17 protein-coding genes are annotated in these 17,339 nt (G+C 69.3%); 11 read left to right on the top strand and 6 right to left on the bottom strand.

Translation table 11 applies throughout. The annotated features are described in order from the left end of the window. The first annotated feature begins 57 nt into the window (after nt 1–57). The 3 genes from ACFYWJ_RS06315 to ACFYWJ_RS06305 are packed head-to-tail and all read left to right on the top strand — an operon-like array spanning nt 58 to nt 1,481. Nucleotides 58–579: a hypothetical protein gene (locus ACFYWJ_RS06315; protein ID WP_355275103.1), complete on the top strand. Its 522-nt coding sequence runs from the start codon at nt 58–60 to the stop codon at nt 577–579. Nucleotides 580–618: 39 nt separating this feature from the next. Next, the gene (locus ACFYWJ_RS06310) at nt 619–1,050 is read left to right on the top strand and encodes a MarR family transcriptional regulator (protein ID WP_355275105.1); all 432 of its coding nucleotides are present in this window, start codon (nt 619–621) and stop codon (nt 1,048–1,050) included. Between the two features lie 8 nt (nt 1,051–1,058). Further along, the gene (locus tag ACFYWJ_RS06305; RefSeq protein WP_355275434.1) at nt 1,059–1,481 is read left to right on the top strand and encodes an organic hydroperoxide resistance protein; all 423 of its coding nucleotides are present in this window, start codon (nt 1,059–1,061) and stop codon (nt 1,479–1,481) included. A 171-nt stretch (nt 1,482–1,652) separates the two neighbouring features. Here the strand turns inward: ACFYWJ_RS06305 and ACFYWJ_RS06300 are convergent, their stop codons facing one another. Both ACFYWJ_RS06300 and ACFYWJ_RS06295 read right to left on the bottom strand, forming a co-directional pair. Continuing rightward, a complete protein-coding gene (locus ACFYWJ_RS06300) occupies nt 1,653–2,180 on the bottom strand; it encodes a TIGR04338 family metallohydrolase (RefSeq protein WP_355275107.1) in 528 nt (175 codons plus the stop codon). Between the two features lie 72 nt (nt 2,181–2,252). Further along, nucleotides 2,253–3,050 carry a DUF2786 domain-containing protein gene (locus ACFYWJ_RS06295; protein ID WP_355275435.1) on the bottom strand — a complete coding sequence of 266 codons (798 nt, stop codon included), beginning with the start codon at nt 3,048–3,050 and terminating at the stop codon, nt 2,253–2,255. Nucleotides 3,051–3,248: 198 nt separating this feature from the next. Here ACFYWJ_RS06295 and ACFYWJ_RS06290 point away from each other — a divergent pair, with 198 nt between their 5' ends. The 6 genes from ACFYWJ_RS06290 (at nt 3,249) to ACFYWJ_RS06265 (ending at nt 10,038) form a co-directional block, all read left to right on the top strand. Continuing rightward, nucleotides 3,249–4,526 carry an ABC transporter substrate-binding protein gene (locus ACFYWJ_RS06290; protein ID WP_355275109.1) on the top strand — a complete coding sequence of 426 codons (1,278 nt, stop codon included), beginning with the start codon at nt 3,249–3,251 and terminating at the stop codon, nt 4,524–4,526. 45 nt (nt 4,527–4,571) lie between these two features. Beyond that, nucleotides 4,572–5,549 carry a carbohydrate ABC transporter permease gene (locus ACFYWJ_RS06285; protein WP_387160989.1) on the top strand — a complete coding sequence of 326 codons (978 nt, stop codon included), beginning with the start codon at nt 4,572–4,574 and terminating at the stop codon, nt 5,547–5,549. Between the two features lie 11 nt (nt 5,550–5,560). After that, nucleotides 5,561–6,448: a carbohydrate ABC transporter permease gene (locus tag ACFYWJ_RS06280; protein ID WP_387161418.1), complete on the top strand. Its 888-nt coding sequence runs from the start codon at nt 5,561–5,563 to the stop codon at nt 6,446–6,448. A 127-nt stretch (nt 6,449–6,575) separates the two neighbouring features. Beyond that, nucleotides 6,576–8,939 (top strand): transglycosylase domain-containing protein, encoded by a 2,364-nt coding sequence (locus ACFYWJ_RS06275; RefSeq protein ID WP_355275110.1) that lies wholly within the window; start codon nt 6,576–6,578, stop codon nt 8,937–8,939. 203 nt (nt 8,940–9,142) lie between these two features. Beyond that, on the top strand, nt 9,143–9,604 hold the full coding sequence (locus ACFYWJ_RS06270; RefSeq protein ID WP_355275112.1) for a GyrI-like domain-containing protein: 462 nt from the start codon (nt 9,143–9,145) through the stop codon (nt 9,602–9,604). 2 nt (nt 9,605–9,606) lie between these two features. After that, nucleotides 9,607–10,038, top strand: a complete 432-nt coding sequence (locus ACFYWJ_RS06265) for a GyrI-like domain-containing protein (protein ID WP_355275114.1) — start codon at nt 9,607–9,609, stop codon at nt 10,036–10,038. Nucleotides 10,039–10,108: 70 nt separating this feature from the next. Here ACFYWJ_RS06265 and ACFYWJ_RS06260 read toward each other — a convergent pair whose 3' ends face one another. The 4 genes from ACFYWJ_RS06260 to ACFYWJ_RS06245 form a co-directional block, all read right to left on the bottom strand. Next, on the bottom strand, nt 10,109–11,218 hold the full coding sequence (locus ACFYWJ_RS06260) for an inositol-3-phosphate synthase (RefSeq protein WP_355275116.1): 1,110 nt from the start codon (nt 11,216–11,218) through the stop codon (nt 10,109–10,111). Further along, nucleotides 11,211–11,768 (bottom strand): PadR family transcriptional regulator, encoded by a 558-nt coding sequence (locus tag ACFYWJ_RS06255; RefSeq protein ID WP_110037815.1) that lies wholly within the window; start codon nt 11,766–11,768, stop codon nt 11,211–11,213. The genes ACFYWJ_RS06260 and ACFYWJ_RS06255 overlap by 8 nt, the downstream gene beginning before the upstream one ends. A gap of 152 nt (nt 11,769–11,920) precedes the next feature. Then, nucleotides 11,921–12,712 carry a DUF1707 domain-containing protein gene (locus ACFYWJ_RS06250; RefSeq protein WP_355275118.1) on the bottom strand — a complete coding sequence of 264 codons (792 nt, stop codon included), beginning with the start codon at nt 12,710–12,712 and terminating at the stop codon, nt 11,921–11,923. Between the two features lie 7 nt (nt 12,713–12,719). Continuing rightward, the gene (locus tag ACFYWJ_RS06245; protein WP_355275119.1) at nt 12,720–13,793 is read right to left on the bottom strand and encodes a DUF1707 domain-containing protein; all 1,074 of its coding nucleotides are present in this window, start codon (nt 13,791–13,793) and stop codon (nt 12,720–12,722) included. 123 nt (nt 13,794–13,916) lie between these two features. Here ACFYWJ_RS06245 and ACFYWJ_RS06240 point away from each other — a divergent pair, with 123 nt between their 5' ends. Next, a complete protein-coding gene (locus tag ACFYWJ_RS06240) occupies nt 13,917–14,336 on the top strand; it encodes a DUF5318 domain-containing protein (RefSeq protein ID WP_218718591.1) in 420 nt (139 codons plus the stop codon). A 777-nt stretch (nt 14,337–15,113) separates the two neighbouring features. Continuing rightward, nucleotides 15,114–17,330 (top strand): transglycosylase domain-containing protein, encoded by a 2,217-nt coding sequence (locus tag ACFYWJ_RS06235; RefSeq protein ID WP_355275439.1) that lies wholly within the window; start codon nt 15,114–15,116, stop codon nt 17,328–17,330. Nucleotides 17,331–17,339: the final 9 nt, after the last annotated feature.

Here is a 17,339-nt window from a genome sequence, read left to right as displayed (position 1 = left end):
CGTCGGCGGCAGGCTCGAAGCGTGATCACCCTGCACGCGGCACCGTGGAGGCGAGCGGTGGACGACGACGATCGAGGGACCGAGCTGCGCGCCCGGCTGTGGAACGACCCGGCGCCCGGCCGGGAGCCCGACGACCGCGCCTATGACAGCGCCGTGCTCGAGCAATACCGGCTCTACGTGGAGATGGCCGACCGCGTGAGCGCGCGGCGCGGGCTGGCGAACTCGTTCTTCCTGACGCTCAATACCGGCATCTTCACGCTGGTCACCGTGTTCGGGAAGTCACCGCCCCCGGATACCGCGAGGTGGCTGGTGATCCCGTTGATCGCGGTGCTCGGGCAGTGTTTCGCCTGGTTCTACCTGGTGCGCAGCTATCGGTTGCTGAACGGCGCGAAGTATCAGGTGGTGGGGGCACTGGAGGAACGGTTGCCCGCGTCGCCGTTCTGGAAGGGCGAGTGGTGGGCGCTCGGGGAGGGGCGGGATCGGGCGCGGTATTGGCCGCTGTCGCATATCGAGCAGTGGGTGCCGGTGCTGTTCGGGGTGGCGTACGTCTCGGGGTTCCTCGCCATCGCCTTCCACTGAATGGTTGTGCACAACTTAATTGTGGGCTACATTGTTGACATGACCGACGGACTCACCCTCGACGAGCAGCTCTGCTTCCCGCTGTACGCCGCTTCGCGGGCGATGACGGCGGTCTACCGGCCGAAGCTGGAACGGCTCGGGCTCACCTATCCGCAGTATCTGGTGATGCTCGCGCTCTGGGAGCGCGACGGGCGCAGCGTCGGCGAGCTCGGCAAGACGCTCGAACTGGACTCGGGAACGTTGTCTCCGCTGCTCAAGCGGCTGGAGGCGACCGGGTTCGTCGAGCGCCGGCGGGCGGCCGACGACGAACGTCGCGTCGACATCGTGCTCACCGACCACGGCCGGAACCTGCGCGCCGAGGCGTGCCGGATCCCGGTCGAGATGGCCCAGATCGCGGGACTGTCCACCGACGAGGTCACCGCACTGCGCGGACTACTCCGCAAACTCACCGACACCCTCACAGAGAAATGAGAGCTCCCATGCAGGTCCTCTACACCGCCGAAGCCCTCGCCAGCGGCGAAGGCCGCTCCGGCACCGCGCGCAGCACCGACGGCAAGCTCGACGTCGTGCTCGCGCCGCCGAAGGAGATGGGCGGCGACGGCGCGGGCACCAACCCCGAGCAGCTGTTCGCGGCCGGTTACGCCGCGTGCTTCCACTCGGCGCTGCGCCTGGTCGGCAAGAAGGCGGGCGCGAACGTCGCCGATTCCGCGGTCGGCGCGCAGGTGTCGATCGGCCCGAACGACAACGGCGGTTTCGGACTGGCCGTGACGCTCGAGATCACGCTGCCGCACCTGTCCCGCGAGGAGGCGCAGGCGCTGGCCGAGCAGGCCCACCAGGTCTGCCCGTACTCCAACGCCACTCGCGGCAATGTCGAGGTGGACCTGCGGGTCGCCGAGGACTGATCAACCCTCCCCGAATCCCGCTGGTGCCGTGGCACCGGCGGGATTCGCCGTGTCTGCGCCGCAACACGCCACCGCGCCCGCGGCCACGTAGTCGGCGGCCGTGCGGCAGGCGGCCTATGGACGGACCGGCGGTCGCGAACCGCAACGGCGGCGAGCCGCTGGGAACAGATCTCAGCCGAAGCGAACCCCACAGCCCGCGAACGTCGCGCGGACCAGCAGGGCCGCCTCGGGACCGATGACACCCTCGACCAATTCGACGTAGCGAGAGCAGAATTCGGGGCCGTGCGGCACCTCCCCCTCGGCGGGCGCGAGATGGTGCGCGAGTTCGTGCAGCACCACCAGCTCCCGCAGGGCCCACGCCGTCGCGCCCGTGTGCAACGGCACGGCCAGCACCGCGTCGGCGGGTTCGTAGTGGGCGGCCGACGCGCCCGCCCGCGCGCGGACCCGGACCGGCACCCCGGCCCTGTCCCACTGCGCGCGCACCCAATTCAGCGCGAGCACCTTGTCCGCGTACGACTGCACCGACTCCACGGACGCGAAGCGGCGCTCGACCGGCAGCGTGAGCTGCGACCCGTAGACCTCGACCGTGCGGTGCCCGAACTCCTGCGCGCGATCGAACACACCCCGGACCAGCTGCTCGGCGTCGTAGACCTTGGCCCGCTGGGCATCCCGGCGACGACCGAGATCAGGCGATGCCACTGCGCGCTCCGGACGACGTCTTGTCCATGCCTGCGGGCGACTCGGAGACGAGCGAGCCGACCAGCCGCGCTGTCATCGGCCGAGTTTCGCCCGGGCGGCGGGCAGTTCCGGTGCGGTGCCCAGTCTCGCCGCGCGCCCGGCCCGGTCACCGGCGCGGCGAGCGGCGACGGAATGCCCGGTGGACGTCTGCGGTCCGCGCCAGGTGCCCCGCGCCTCCGAGGTGGCCGTATAGAAGTCGGTGAGTGCTACTTCCTTGTCGCGCAGGGCCAGCGCGGTGCCGGTCGACGCGGCCGGGGCCTGCTCGGCGACGACCTCGGCCTTCACCTCGGCCAGGCGGGCGCCGACGCGGGCGGCGAAGGCCATCTGGAAGTTCAGCCGCGCGGTGACCCCGGCCACCGGCGCCTCCACCTTGCGGCGGACGGTGCGCCCGAAGCGCTTCTCGGCGACGATCTTGATCACCGTCGCCTCCCGGTACGCGCCGGACTTGATGTAGTGATCGGACGCGCGCACCATCTGGATCAGCAGGCTCGCGTACAGCGCCTCGCAGGTGTCGATATCGGCCGCGAAGCCGTAGGCGTAGACCTGCGCGGAGCTGCGAGCGACATCGCAGCGCACATCGTTGGCGGCGGCGATCGCGACGAACAGCTGGACGTAGGTGCGCAGTCCTTTTCGCCCCGGCTCACCGATCGGGATGATCCGCTGCACCGGCGTGGACCTGCGCTCCCGGTCGGCGACGTGCGATCGCGCCACCGCCAGGTCGATCGAGGATTTCGTGGCCAGCCGCTGGGCCGCGGCCAGGAACGCCTCGGCCTCGTGTTCGTTGTCGGTGGCCTCGGCCTTGCGCAGCAAACCCCCGATGCGCGAGAGCATCCGGTCGGGCGTCGACGGCAATGGACTGGTCACCCCGTCGAGGGTAGGGCACCCCACCGACTGTGATCCGTTCGTGAACTGACCGGAAAGTATGTGATTGGACAGGACGATCGGACGTGACACCCACCCACCATGTATGTTGACCCGTGCACCGCACGGGTGTGCTGCTGCTCACGTCTCGACCCTGGAGTGTCTGCGATGGCCTTGAAGTTTGTCCCCAGAGCGACGATGGCTGCTGCCTCGATTGCGTTGCTTACCGCATCGTTCGCCAGTGCCTGCTCGAGTGACAACGGCGGCAACGCGCTCGACCAGAACCTGACCGGCCGCGGCCCGATCACCTACGTCGAGGGTAAGGACACCACCGAGACCGGTGTGGTCAAGCAGCTCATCGACCGCTGGAACGCCGCGCACCCGAACGAGCAGGTGACGTTCAAGGAGCAGTCGGCCGACGCCAACCAGCAGCACGACGACCTGGCCGAGCACTTCCGCGCCAAGCAGGACGGCTACGACGTCGTCGCCCTCGATGTCCCGTGGACCGCGGAATTCGCCGCGAAGGGCTGGATCCAGCCGCTCAAGGACACCTTCGCGATCGACACCGCGCCGCTGCTCGCGCCGACCGTCGCCAGCGCCACCTACAACGGCACCCTGTACGCGGCCCCGCGCAACACCAACGGCGGCCTGCTGTACTACCGCAAGGACCTGGTGCCCAACGCGCCGCGGACCTGGAGCGAGATGCTCGGCCAGTGCCAGGTGGCCCGCGACAACAACATCGGCTGCTACGCCGGTCAGCTCGCCCCCTACGAGGGCCTGACGGTGAACACCTCCGAGGTCATCAACGCCTTCGGCGGCAGCTTCGTCGGCGCCGACGGCAAGACCCCCACCGTGAACAGCCCGGAGTCGAAGGCGGGCCTGAAGGTCCTCGTCGACGCCTACAAGAGCGGTGACATCCCCAAGGAAGCCATCACCTTCAAGGAGGGCGAGAGCGCCAGCGCGTTCGAGTCCGGCAAGCTGCTGTTCCTGCGCAACTGGCCGTACCTGTACGCCCAGGCCAACGCCGACACCTCCTCGGTGAAGGACAAGTTCGGCGTGGCCCCGCTGCCAGGCAACACCGGCGTCGGCGCGTCCACCCTCGGTGGCTACAACGCCGCGATCAGCGCGTTCTCCAAGAACAAGGCCACCGCTGCCGATTTCGTGCGCTACCTGATCAGCGAAGAGGCGCAGCAGATCATCGCCTCGGGCGCGCTGCCGTCCGTGCGCGCCTCGCTCTACGACGACCCGGCCCTGATCGCGAAGATGCCGTACCTGCCCGCGCTGAAGGAATCCATCGCCAGCGCCGTGCCGCGCCCGGTCACCCCGTTCTATCCGGCGGTGTCGAAGGCCATCCAGGACAACGCCTATGCTGCCCTGAACGGCACGAAGTCCGTCGACGACGCTGTCGCCGGCATGCAAAAGGGCATCGAGACCGCCGGTTCGTAGCGGAGCGCGCAGCGGACCCGACCAGACCGTAGGAGAGTAGAAACGGTGTCGGATCCTTCGGGAGCCAAGCAGCGCGGGCTAGCGCTGGAACTGCGACAATCCGGCAAGGCGTGGCTGTTCGTCACGCCCGTGCTCGTCGCGCTGGCCGTGGTCATCGGGTATCCGGTGGTCCAGGCGATCATCATGTCCTTCCAGAAGGACTCCGGGATCGACCCGGCCACCGGCATGTTCGTCGAGGGCGGCGGCGCCGGGCTGAGCAACTACACGCACTGGCTGCTGCAGCAGTGCAACACGCTCAGCGGCACCGTCGCCTGCCCGACCGGCACGCTCGGCTCCCAGTTCTGGTCGGCGGTCGGGGTCACCCTGTTCTTCACGGTGGTGACCGTGACGCTGGAAGTGGTGCTCGGCCTCGGCATGGCCGTGGTGATGGGCAAGACCTTCCGCGGCCGGGCCCTGCTGCGCGCCGCCGTGCTGATCCCGTGGGCCATCCCCACCGCCGTCACCGCGCGGCTGTGGGAGTTCATGTTCCAGTACGACGGCGTGGTGAACCGGGTGCTCGGCACCCACATCCTGTGGACCTCCGACGTCTGGGCCGCACGGTTCGCGGTCATCATCGCCGACGTGTGGAAGACGACCCCGTTCATGGCGCTGCTGATTCTGGCGGGCCTGCAGGTCATTCCGGCCGACGTGTACGAGGCCGCCAAGGTCGACGGCGCGTCGGCGTGGCAGCGGTTCGTGCACATCACGCTGCCGCTGCTCAAGCCCGCGCTGCTGGTCGCGGTGCTGTTCCGCACCATGGACGCGCTGCGCATGTACGACCTGCCCGCGATCATGACGCTGGGCAACCCCGCGACGAACACCCTGTCGATCCTGGTGGTCGAGCAGGTGCGCCAAGGTCCCAACAGCGCCGCCGCGCTCTCGACGATCACCTTCCTGCTCGTCTTCGCTATCGCGTTCGTGCTGGTGAAGGTGCTGGGCGCCAACGCCGTTCGCACGCAGGAAGAACAGCGGAAGGCGAACTGATGAGCATCTCGATGACGAAAGAGGCGCCCGTCGAGCGCGCGGAAGCGCCCGTGCAGCCGGTGTCGTTGCGCAAGCGGATCGGCACCGTGCGGATGTACCTCGGTGTGCTGATCGTGCTGGTGTGGGGCCTCGGGCCGTTCTACTGGATGACGGTCGTCGCGTTCCGCGATCAGGCCTACACCTTCGACAGCACCCCGTGGCCGACCCACGTGACGCTGGACAACTTCCGCAACGCCTTCGACACCAGTCGCGGCAACAACTTCGGGCAGGCGCTGCTCAACAGCGTGATCATCGGCGCCGCGACCACCGCGGTGGCGCTGCTGCTCGGCGTGCTGGCCGCGTACGCGCTGGCCCGGATGGCGTTCGCGGGCAAGTACCTGGTCTCCGGGCTGATCCTGTCGGCCTCGATGTTCCCGGCCGTCGTGCTGGTGACGCCGCTGTTCCAGCTGTTCACGGATCTGGGCTGGATCGGCCACTACCAGGCGATGATCATCCCGAACATCTCCTTCGTGCTGCCGATGACGGTGTACATCCTGGCGTCGTTCTTCGCCGAGCTGCCCTGGGAGCTCGAGGAAGCCGCGCGGATCGACGGCGCCACCAAGTTCCAGGCGTTCCGGCTGATCATGCTGCCGCTGGCGGCGCCCGCGGTGTTCACCACCGCGATCCTGGCGTTCATCGCCTCGATCAACGAGTACCTGCTGGCCCGGCTGCTGTCGGGCGAGAAGACCCGGCCGGTGACGGTGGCGATCGCCCAGTTCTCCGGCAACGATCCGCTGGTGCAGCCGTACGCGGCGATCATGGCCGCCGGCGTGATCGTCACGGTGCCGCTGGTGATCATGGTCCTGGTGTTCCAGCGCCGGATCATCTCCGGTCTGACCGCCGGTGGCGTGAAGAGCTGATCGTGCGGGGCGGCGCGTTCGCCGCCCCCACGCGCTCCTCCCGGGTTCCACGACACCCGGCGGGTAGAGTCTTCCGAGTCGATGGCACGTCGGTACAGGTGGGTTCTTCCCCTCGCTCCGGAAGGAGATGGTCGTGGCCTCCGAGGGCGGGCGCAGGCGTTCCGGATCGGACGCGCCGTACACCTCGATCGCCGGTTTCAAGGACCCGCTCGGCCGGGACCAGCCACCGCGCAAGGGCTCGGCGCGCCGTGCCCAGGCCGCCCGGCTGGCCGCCGACGGTGACGGCGAGGAACCCCGCGCGCCACGCACCAGAGGCCAGAAGATCCGGCGGTTGCTGCTGGCGCTGTTCGTGATCTTCGTCTGTGTGCCCGCGCTGCTGTTCTTCGCGATCTACTGGAGCTCGGAGATCCCCGAGCCCGCCGAGGTCGCGGTCGAACAGCCGGCCACCGTGCTGGCCGCCGACGGCACCACCGTGCTGACGAAATTCATCCCCCCGCGCGGCAATCGGATCCCGATCCCGCTCACCGACGTGCCGATGCCGGTGCGCGATGCCGTGCTCGCCGCCGAGGACCGCAATTTCTACACCAACCCCGGCTACTCGACGAGCGGGTTCCTGCGCGCGGCCCGCGACAATCTGCTCGGCCACGACAACGCGGGCGGTGGGTCGACGATCACCCAGCAGTACGTGAAGAACGCCTTCCTCACCTCCGAGCGCACCGTCACGCGCAAGATGCGCGAGCTGATCATCGCGGCGAAGATGTCGCGGCAGTGGAGCAAGGACGAGATCCTCGCGGCCTATCTGAACACCATCTACTACGGGCGCGGGGCGTACGGCATCGCCGCGGCGGCGAAGGCCTACTTCGACAAGCCGGTGCCCGAACTGACCCTGGCCGAGGGCGCCGTGCTCGCCGCGGTGATCCGCTCGCCCTCGGTGCTCGACCCGGAGACCCACCTCGACCAGCTGAAGGCGCGCTGGCAGTACGTGCTGGACGGCATGGTGGAGATGAAGGTGCTCGCGCCGGGCGAGCGCGACGCGACCGTGTTCCCCGCGATCATCCCGCTGCCCGACCTCCCGGCCGAGCCGGTGCCGCTCGGGCCGGAGGGCCACATCCGCACCCAGGTGCTGCGTGAGCTGCGCGCCGCAGGCCTGACCGACGCCGACATCAACACCGGCGCCTTGCAGATCACCACCACCATCGACCCGGTGGCCCAGGCGGGCGCGGTCGACACCGTGCGCCAGCGGCTGGAGTGGCAGCCACCGGAGCTGCGCGCCGCCGTCGTCTCGATCGACCCGCGCAGTGGGGCCGTGCGCGCCTACTACGGCGGTGAGGCGGGCACCGGCTTCGACTTCGCCCAGGCGCCGTTGCAGACCGGGTCGTCGTTCAAGGTGTTCGCGCTCGTCGCCGCGCAGCGCCAGGGCATCCCGCCGACCAGGGCGATCGACAGCTCCCCCGTCGTCGACCGCGGCACCACCATCACCAACGCCGACGGCGACTCCTGCGGCCGCTGCACGCTCACCGAGGCGCTCAAGCGCTCGCTGAACACCAGCTTCTACCGGCTCACGATGACGATGGCCGACGGCCCGCGCTCGATCGCCGAGGCCGCCCATCTGGCGGGCATTCCCGAGCACATCCCCGGACTCGACGTCGAAACCCTCACCGAGGCAGGCGAAGCGCCGCTCAACGGAATCGTGCTCGGGCAGTATCTGGTGCGCCCCTTGGACATGGCCTCGGCGTACGCGACGCTGGCCGCGTCGGGCGTCTATCACCAGCCGTATTTCGTGCAGCGCGTCGTCACCGGTGACGGCCGGGTGCTGATCGATCGTGGCCCGCCGGAAACCAGGGTGGGCGCACAACTTCCGGAACCGGAGCAGCGGATCACGGCGGGCATCGCCGACACCACCACCCAGGCGATGACCCCGATCGCCAACTACTCCAACGGGCACGGGCTGGCCGAGGGCCGGCCGTCGGCGGCCAAGACCGGCACCACCCAGCTGGGCGAGACCAAGGACAACAAGGACGCCTGGATGATCGGCTACACGCCGTCGCTGTCGACGGCGGTGTGGGTGGGCACCGAACAGCCGCAGCCGTTGCGCGGCGGGCGCGGTGGCGCGATCTGGGGATCGGGCCTGCCGTCCGACATCTGGAAGCAGGTGATGGACACCGCGCTGGCGGGCACGCCGGTCGAGCAGTTCCCCACGCCGGCGATGACCGGTGGCGGCGGGCTGATCCCGGGACCGGCACCCGCGCCCGCGCCCGGCGGCAGCAATCCCTACGACATTCTCAACCCACCGACCAACGCACCGCGCAGCCCGGCACCGGATCTCATCACCCCGCCGTCGACGACGCCACGCAACCCCGCGCCGGAGCTCGGCCCCTCACCGTCGACCACGCCGCGCAATCCGGCGCCGGTGATCATCATCCCGCCCGCGCCACGCCCGGCCACGCCCGGCGAATTGTTCCCCGGACTGGGTGGTGACGGCGGTCGATAGATCACGGATTGGCCACCCGGACCACACACCCCGGCGGACATGGCAACATCGTTGGCCAGAGCGCGAACCAGCCCGACCAGTCGGCACCGCCGGTTTGCCGCGACGCGACAACGCGTCGAACGATCCCGGCGCCAAACCTGTCATATCGATGCGGGAAGATATGCGCTCGAGCGACGACGAGACTAGACATAGGGGCTACGCAGGTGGATTTCAATGTCGTTGACCGTCCCGAGACGCTGATCGCGGGCACGGTGCTCCGCAGTCCGGCGCTCGCCGTGGAGGGGCCACGCCGCGCCAAGGTGGTGGAGGCGTGGCAGCACCTGCTGGCGAGACCGCAGTTACCGGGACCGATCGCGACGGGGTACGTCGATTTCGCGGCGGAGATCAATTCCTACCTGACCCACATCGTCGGCTACGAGTGCAAGACCCTCGCCGATCTCCAGGTCGGTGACGTGCTCGCCCGCATCCCGGCGGGCCGCTACGCCCGTTTCGTCGCCACCGGCGACAACCGCGGCGACACCATCGTCGCGCTGTGGCGCCAGATCTGGGACGCCGAGGCCGCCGGTGAATTCGAGCGCGCCTACGCGGGCGACTACGAGCAGTATCCGGACGAGCGCACGGTCGAGATCTACGTCTCGCTGACCGCGGAGCAGGGGGGCGAATAGCCATGGCTGTCGATTTCGAGATCGTCACCCTCGAGGACGGGCTGATCGCGGGGCTCACCGTGCCGCTGGCCGGTCGCGAGGTGACCGCGCGCGACCTGGACCTGGTGAACTTCACCTGGGACCGGTACCTATCCAGGGAGAAGACGGTGCCGCGCGCCGCGGCCTACATCGGCCAGAACGACCACGCGGTCGCCGTGCTCGGCTACGAGGTCGCCGAGCTCGACGACATCGACGACGGCGACGTGCTGACCCGCATCCCCGCGGGCCGCTACGCGAAGTTCGTCGTCTCCGACAAGCCCTACGACCTGCTGCGCACCGCGTGGGCCCAGGTCATCAAGGCGGAGAACGCCGGCACCATCACCCGCTCGCACACCGCCGAACTGGAGCGCTACACCGGCCCGACGAGCGTCGAGGTCTACGTCTCGCTCGACTGAGCGGGCACCAGAACAAAAAGGCCGGGCCACACGGAATTCCGTGTGGCCCGGCCTTGTCGGTTCGCCCGAACTACTCGGCGCCGATGATGAACGCCTCGAGCTGGGTGCGCGCGACGTCGTCGGCGATCTGCTCCGGCGGGGACTTCATCAGGTAGGCCGAGGCCGGGATGACCGGTCCGCCGATGCCGCGGTCCTTGGCGATCTTGGCGGCGCGCACGGCGTCGATGATGATGCCGGCCGAGTTCGGCGAGTCCCACACCTCGAGCTTGTACTCCAGGTTCAGCGGCACGTCACCGAAGGCGCGACCCTCGAGGCGGACGTAGGCCCACTTGCGGTCGTCGAGCCACTCCACGTAGTCCGAGGGACCGATGTGGACGTTGCGGTCGTGCACCTTGCCCGAGAGCGGGCCGTTGAGGTTGGAGGTGACGGCCTGGGTCTTGGAGACCTTCTTCGACTCCAGCCGCTCGCGCTCGAGCATGTTCTTGAAGTCCATGTTGCCGCCGACGTTGAGCTGGTAGGTGCGGTCGAGCACCACGCCGCGGTCCTCGAACAGCTTGGCCATCACGCGGTGGGTGATGGTCGCGCCGACCTGGGACTTGATGTCGTCGCCGACGATCGGGACACCGGCGTCGATGAACTTCTGCGCCCACTCCGGGTCGGAGGCGATGAAGACCGGCAGCGCGTTGACGAAGGCGACGCCCGCGTCGATGGCGCACTGGGCGTAGAACTTGTCGGCCTCTTCCGAGCCGACGGGCAGGTAGGAGACCAGGACGTCGACCTCGGCGTCCTTCAGAGCCTTGACCACGTCGACCGCGGGAGCCTCGGACTCCTCGATGGTCAGCGCGTAGTACTTGCCGATGCCGTCGAGGGTCGGGCCACGCTGGACGTTCACGCCGGTGGGCGGCACATCGGAGATCTTGATCGTGTTGTTCTCGCTGGCGAAGATCGCCTCGGCCAGGTCGAACCCGACCTTCTTGGCGTCGACGTCGAACGCGGCGACGAACTTCACGTCCTTGACGTGATAGGGACCGAACTTGACGTGCATGAGGCCGGGAACGGTGGCGTTCTCGTCGGCATCCTTGTAGTACTGCACGCCCTGCACCAGCGACGATGCGCAGTTGCCCACACCGACGATCGCGACGCGAACCTCGCCGGACCCAACCTTGTTGACATCACTCATGGCCGCTCTTTCCCTCTTTCTGTGGTGCCGCCTTCGTCGATTGCTCCGCCGCAATCAACTCGTTGAGCCAGCGCACTTCGCGCTCGCTTGATTCCAATCCGAGCTGGTGGAGCTGGCGGGTGTAGCGATCCAGCGAGCCGCTGGCCTTCTTGATCGCTTCCCGCAGTCCCTCTCGGCGCTCCTCGACCTGGCGTCGCCTGCCCTCCAGGATCCGCATCCTCGCCTCGGCGGGGGTGCGGCTGAAGAAGGCCAGGTGAACGCCGAAGCCGTCATCGGTGTAGTTCTGCGGACCGGTGTCGGCGAGGAGTTCGTTGAAACGTTCCCGCCCGACCGGCGTCAGCCGGTAGACGCGGCGCGCACGGCGCGCGGTCGCGCCCTCCGGAATCTCCTCGGCGATCAACCCGTCGGTCTGCATCCTGCGCAGCGTCGGGTAGAGCGAACCGTAGGAGAAGGCCCGGAACGCTCCGAGCAGGCCCGTCAGCCGCTTGCGCAGCTCGTAACCGTGCATGGGCGCGTCCAGGAGAAGGCCGAGAATCGCCAATTCGAGCACTGCCGACCTCACTCCCTGACTATGTCGGCCTGACAGACCGAGCGGACCTAACCGATGGATGCGACTACCAACTATATCGGAGCGATATAACAAGACATAGGGCAATGACGCACATCACTGCGTCACCGCTGGTGAGAGGGCCTGGTCAGGGGCTAAGGGGTGGACACGAAGACGGTCTCACCATCGAAGCGGACCTTCATATATCCGCTCTGGTTGAGCTCGTTCTTCACATAGATGGTGATCTCGGGCTCGGCGTACTTGCCACCGCCGGAGGGATGCTCGACCGACACGTGCACGACGGAGCCACCGGGCACCCGGGTGGACTGCGGTGCGCCGGACATCAGCCGGGCGTAGCGGGCCAGATCGATCGCGGCGAGGTCGAACGACTTCGTGTCGGGCCGTCGGTCACTTTGTGATCCGAACGGTTCGAAGTCACCGCGGTAGATCAAATCGTCCTCTTTGCCCGGTTTTCGGGCGGCCCGTTCGACAATCGCGTAGTCCGGGTACAGCGTGAGATCGTCGGCCACGGTGCTGCCGTATTCGGAGCGGTAGGCGGCGATGAAGTGCGCGAATCCGTTGCCGGTGGTGAGGTCGGGCAGCGGGTCGCCGAAGACGGCGTCGCCCGTGGCGCGGACGACCAGTCCGGCGCCCGCGCCGAGCAGCGCGGCCAGGAAGACCGCGCCGGCCGGGATCCACCAGCGCCGGGGTGCGCGCGGGACGCCGCGGGCGACGGGGCGCTGCGCCAGGTTGCCCGGGATCTGCAGGTCGTCGACGAGGCGATCGAGGGCGCCGAAGGTCTCGGCCCGCATGGCGGTCGCGGTGCGCTTGTCGTGTTCGGTGGCGGTCAGCTGACCGTCGGCCAGGGCGGCGTCGAGCAGGGCGCACACATCGGCGCGGTCGGCGTCGCGGGCGCGCAGGTTCTTCGCCGGGGACGGGGTCTTCATCGCTCGGTCATCCTTTGTACGGGTAGGTCTTCAGCACTTCGCCCGACAGCGCGAGGACGAAATGCCCCGACTGGCCGACCTCGTTGCGCACGAAGATCGTGATCCCCGGCCGCCCCACCGAGCTGTCGTCGGCGATCCGGAAGTGGGTGACCGCGCCGTTGGGCACCTGGACGGTGGCGGCCGCGTTCGTCAGCGCGGCCCCGAGGGCCTCCGCGTTCACCTGCGCGAGATCGATGTCGACCTTCTCGCGCTGACGGGTGCTGATCTGCGCGTTCGACCGGCCGAAGCCGCCACGGTAGGACCAGTCGGCGGTCCAGTCGGCATTGCCGGCCTCGCGCCGGACGGCCGAGGCGTGCTCGTCGTGCAGGACGGCCTCGTCGACGAGGGTGTCGCCGAACTTCACCCGGTAGTCGTCGCGGAACTGGACGAAACCGATGAGCGTGGTCAGCCGCGGGGTGGGGATCACCAGGGGTGGCGCGGCGTTGTAGTTGATCGCGGCGGCCGCGACCACGGCGGGCGGCGGGTCCTCACCGCGCACCGTCCAGACGAAACAGCCGATCCCGACCACCGCGACCGCCGCGATGGTGGCGATCCGGAAGGTGTTGTGCGCCTTCGGCTTCACCGGCGCCACCGGCCGCTGCTGCAATTCGGCAACCAGGGTGGACAGATCACCGAGAGTGCGCGCTTCCGAGGCCAGTTCGGTGAACGCGGTGTGCTCGTCGGCGTCGAGCTGGCCGTCGGCGCGCGCCGCGTCCAGCGCCTCGGTAGTGCGGGCCCGGTCGGCGTCGCGGGCCCTGGTCCGCGCCGGGTACTCGCCGGAGTGTCTGCGGCCGAAACGCTTCCGCTCGATCGCGGCCCGACCACCGAAAACCGCAGGTGACTGCAGGTCCGCGGTCAGTCTTTCCAGCTCGCCCAGGGTCCGCGCCGTACCGGCGCGAGCCGTGCGGTCGTGGTACTCGTCGGCACCCAGCTGGCCCTCGGCATAGGCCGCGTCAAGCACGGTCGACACCTGCGCGCGATCGATATCACGCGCCCTCGTCACGGAATCGGCGGCGCTGCGCGCCCGCCCGGAATCAGCCATCGCTCTGGCTCGCCTCACCTGCGTAAATACCCGGGCCGACCCCGGTATCGGGAGTTTACGACGAGAGCGCGGATGCAGCGGTGCCACCGGCACCGCAAATCAATCCCGGCTACTCTGGTGATCGTGCGAATTCAGCGGCAGGTAGTCGACTATGCGCTCCGGCGCAGGTCGCTGCTCGCTGACGTCTACGCGGGCCGGGTCGGTGTCGCCGAGGTGTGCGACGCGAATCCGTACCTGCTCCGGGCCGCCAAGTTCCACGGCCGGGGTAGCGAGGTGACCTGCCCGATCTGCCGGAAAGAGCAGCTGACCTTGGTGTCGTGGGTGTACGGGGACGGACTCGGCCAGGCGGCCGGCTCCGCGCGGACGCCCGAGGAGCTGATCCGGATGGCAGAGTCGAGCGAGGAGTTCTCGGTGCATGTCGTCGAGGTGTGCCGCTCGTGCAGCTGGAACCACCTGGTGCAGTCGTATGTGCTCGGTTCGGCGCCCGCGCCGGCCCGGCGCCGGACGAGTTCGCGAGCGGGGCGGCGTTCTGCGGCCGAGTGACGGGGCTGCGGGGCACCGCTCGAGGCGCCACAGTTCGGGGTGCAAGGTATCCGCGCCGGTTCTCCGGCGCGGATGTCGTGTGCCGGTTGAACCTTACGAGTTATGGAGATCTGGTCAGTGAGTTCGCCCTACGAGTCCTCCCCCTTCGGCGATGATCCGCACGGCGGCCGCCCGGCTCGGGGTTCACAGCCGGGTCTCCCTCCCCAGCCGGGTAACCGGCAGGGCCCGCCGCCGCGCCGGCCGATGCCGCCCGCCGGGCCGGGCCCCCAGAACGGACGCGGTCCCGCGCCCGGTGGACGTGGTCCGCAGGGCGGACCGCCGCCGAACCGACAGGCGCCGCCGCCGGGCGGCATGCCGCCGCGTCGTCCCGGGCCGCCGCAGCAGCGCCCCGGTGGCCCGCAGGGCGGACCGAACCAGGGTGGACCCAACCAGGGCAGGCCGCCGCAGGGCAGGCCCGCGCAGCCGGGTCGCCCCGCCGGGCCGCCCGCGGCCGGCGCCACCCAGAAGCTTCCGCGTCCCGGGCACGACGAGTCGACCACGCGGGCGAGTCATCCCGACGGCGGCAGGCCCGTCCGTGACGACCTGAACCGGGGCCCCCGAACGGGTGCCTCGGCCACGACCGCGCGCCCCGGCGCCGGTCGCCGTCCCGGTGGGCCGACCACCGGCGAACGCCGCGCCACCGGCGCAGGCGGCACCCCACCGCCGAGTGGGCCACGCAACCGCCGCGATGGTGGCGGGGGCGACGACGGCTCCGGTAAGGGTGGTTCGGTGAGGAAAATGCCGTGGCGGGCCATTCGCCGGACCATGTACGTGCTGATGGCGCTCGCCATCGTCGTACCGAGCGCGGTGTTCCTCGTCGCCTACACCACGGTTTCGGTACCCAAGCCGGGCGATCTGGAAACCAACCAGGTCGCGATGATCTACGCCAACGACGGTTCCACCGAGATCAGCAAGGTGGTCCCGCCGCAGGGCAACCGCACCGAGGTCTCGATCGATCAGATCCCGCCGCACGTGCGCAATGCCGTGATCGCGGCCGAGGACCGCGACTTCTACACCAACCCGGGCTTCTCGGTGTCGGGCTTCGCCCGCGCCGCCCGCGACAACATCCTCGGCAAGGAAAGCGCCGGTGGTGGCTCCACCATCACCCAGCAGTACGTGAAGAACGCGCTGGTCGGTGACGAGCGGTCGATGACCCGCAAGATGCACGAGCTGGTCATCTCGGCCAAGATGGCCCGCCAGTGGAGCAAGGAAGACATCCTCGCCGCCTACCTGAACACCATCTACTTCGGTCGTGGCGCGTACGGCATCGACGCGGCGGCCAAGTCCTACTTCGGCAAGCCGGTGCAGGAGCTGACCGTGGCCGAGGGCGCCGTGCTGGCCGCGACCATCCAGCTGCCCTCGCTGCTCGACCCGGAGAAGAACCCCGAGGGCGCCAAGACCCGCTGGAACTACGTGCTCGACGGCATGGTCAGCGGCAACAACCTGAACGCGACCGAGCGGGCCTCGATGCAGTACCCGCAGGTGGTCACGCTGGCCTCGCTCAACGAGGGCGACCAGGACGAGGGTCCGGGCGGCCTGGTGAAGAACCAGGTGCTCAAGGAACTGTCCGCGGCGGGCATCAGCGAGCAGCAGCTCAACACCGAGGGCCTGCAGATCACCACCACGATCGACCCCAAGGCGCAGGCGGCCGCGGTCAACGCCGCGCAGTCCAAGCTGCAGGGCGAGCCGGAGAACCTGCGGACCGCGGTGGTCTCGGTCGACCCGCGCACCGGCGCGGTGCGCGCCTACTACGGCGGTGAGGACGGCCAGGGCTTCGACTTCGCCAACGCCGGCCTGCCGACGGGCTCCTCGTTCAAGGTGATCGGCCTGGCCGCCAACCTCGAGCTGGGCATCCCGCTCTCGCAGCTGTACGACAGCTCGCCGATCACCGTCAACGGCATCCAGATCGGCAATGTCGAGGGCGAGTCCTGTGGCATGTGCACCATCGCCGAGGCGCTCAAGCGGTCGCTGAACACCAGCTTCTACCGCATGCAGCTGGACATGCAGAACGGCCCGCAGAAGGTCGCCGACATGGGTCACAAGCTCGGTATCCCCGAGGAGCTGCCCGGCATCGGCAAGACCCTGACCGAGCCCAACGGCGCAGGCCCGAACAACGGCATCATCCTCGGCCAGTACCAGTCGCGGCCGCTGGACATGGCGTCGGCCTACGCCACGCTGGCGGCCTCGGGCATGTACCACGCCCCGCACTTCGTGCAGCGGGTGGTGACCGCCGACGGCCAGGTGCTGCTCGATCGCGGCGAGCCCGCCGGTGAGCAGCGGGTGAGCGCGGCGGTGGCCGACAACGTCACCGCGGCGATGAAGCCGATCGCGGCGTACTCGCGCAACCACAACCTGGCGGGCGGCCGCGAGTCGGCCTCCAAGACCGGTACCCACCAGCTCGGCGACACCGGCAACAACCGCGACGCCTGGATGGTCGGTTACACCCCGTCGCTGTCGACCGCGGTCTGGGTCGGCACCGAGCAGGGCGATCCGCTGCGCAACTACGGCGGCGGCAGCATCTACGGTTCCGGTCTACCGTCGGACATCTGGAAGGCGACGATGGACGGCGCGCTGTCCGGCACGTCGAACGAGTCGTTCCCCAAGCCCGCCCCGATCAAGGGCCAGGCGGGCGTGCCGGAATGGTCGGCGCCCTACACCGCCCCGTCGACCACAGCGCCGACGCTCGCCCCGCCGGTGATCGTGCCCTCGCAGGTCGAGATCCTGCCCGGCATCCGGATCCCGGTGCCCGGTGTGCAGCAGCCCGCCGGTCAGCAGCCCTCGCAGCAGACCCCGGAGACGACCACCGGCCCGCTGCCGGGTCAGCCGACCGCGCCCGCGGACGGCTCCCCGCCGACCAACAGCAACGGCAACGGGAACAGCAACAGCACCCGGCCGGGCGCGGGCGCGAACGGCACCGAGGGCGGCGGAGGCACCACGCCGACCAGATCCCGGTAGCCTCGGATG

The sequence above is a fragment of the Nocardia sp. NPDC003269 genome, assembly GCF_042888005.1.
In the GTDB taxonomy this organism is placed as follows: Bacteria; Actinomycetota; Actinomycetes; order Mycobacteriales; family Mycobacteriaceae; genus Nocardia.
Note: the sequence above shows the minus strand (reverse complement) of the source record. Positions and strands in the feature narration are given on the sequence as shown.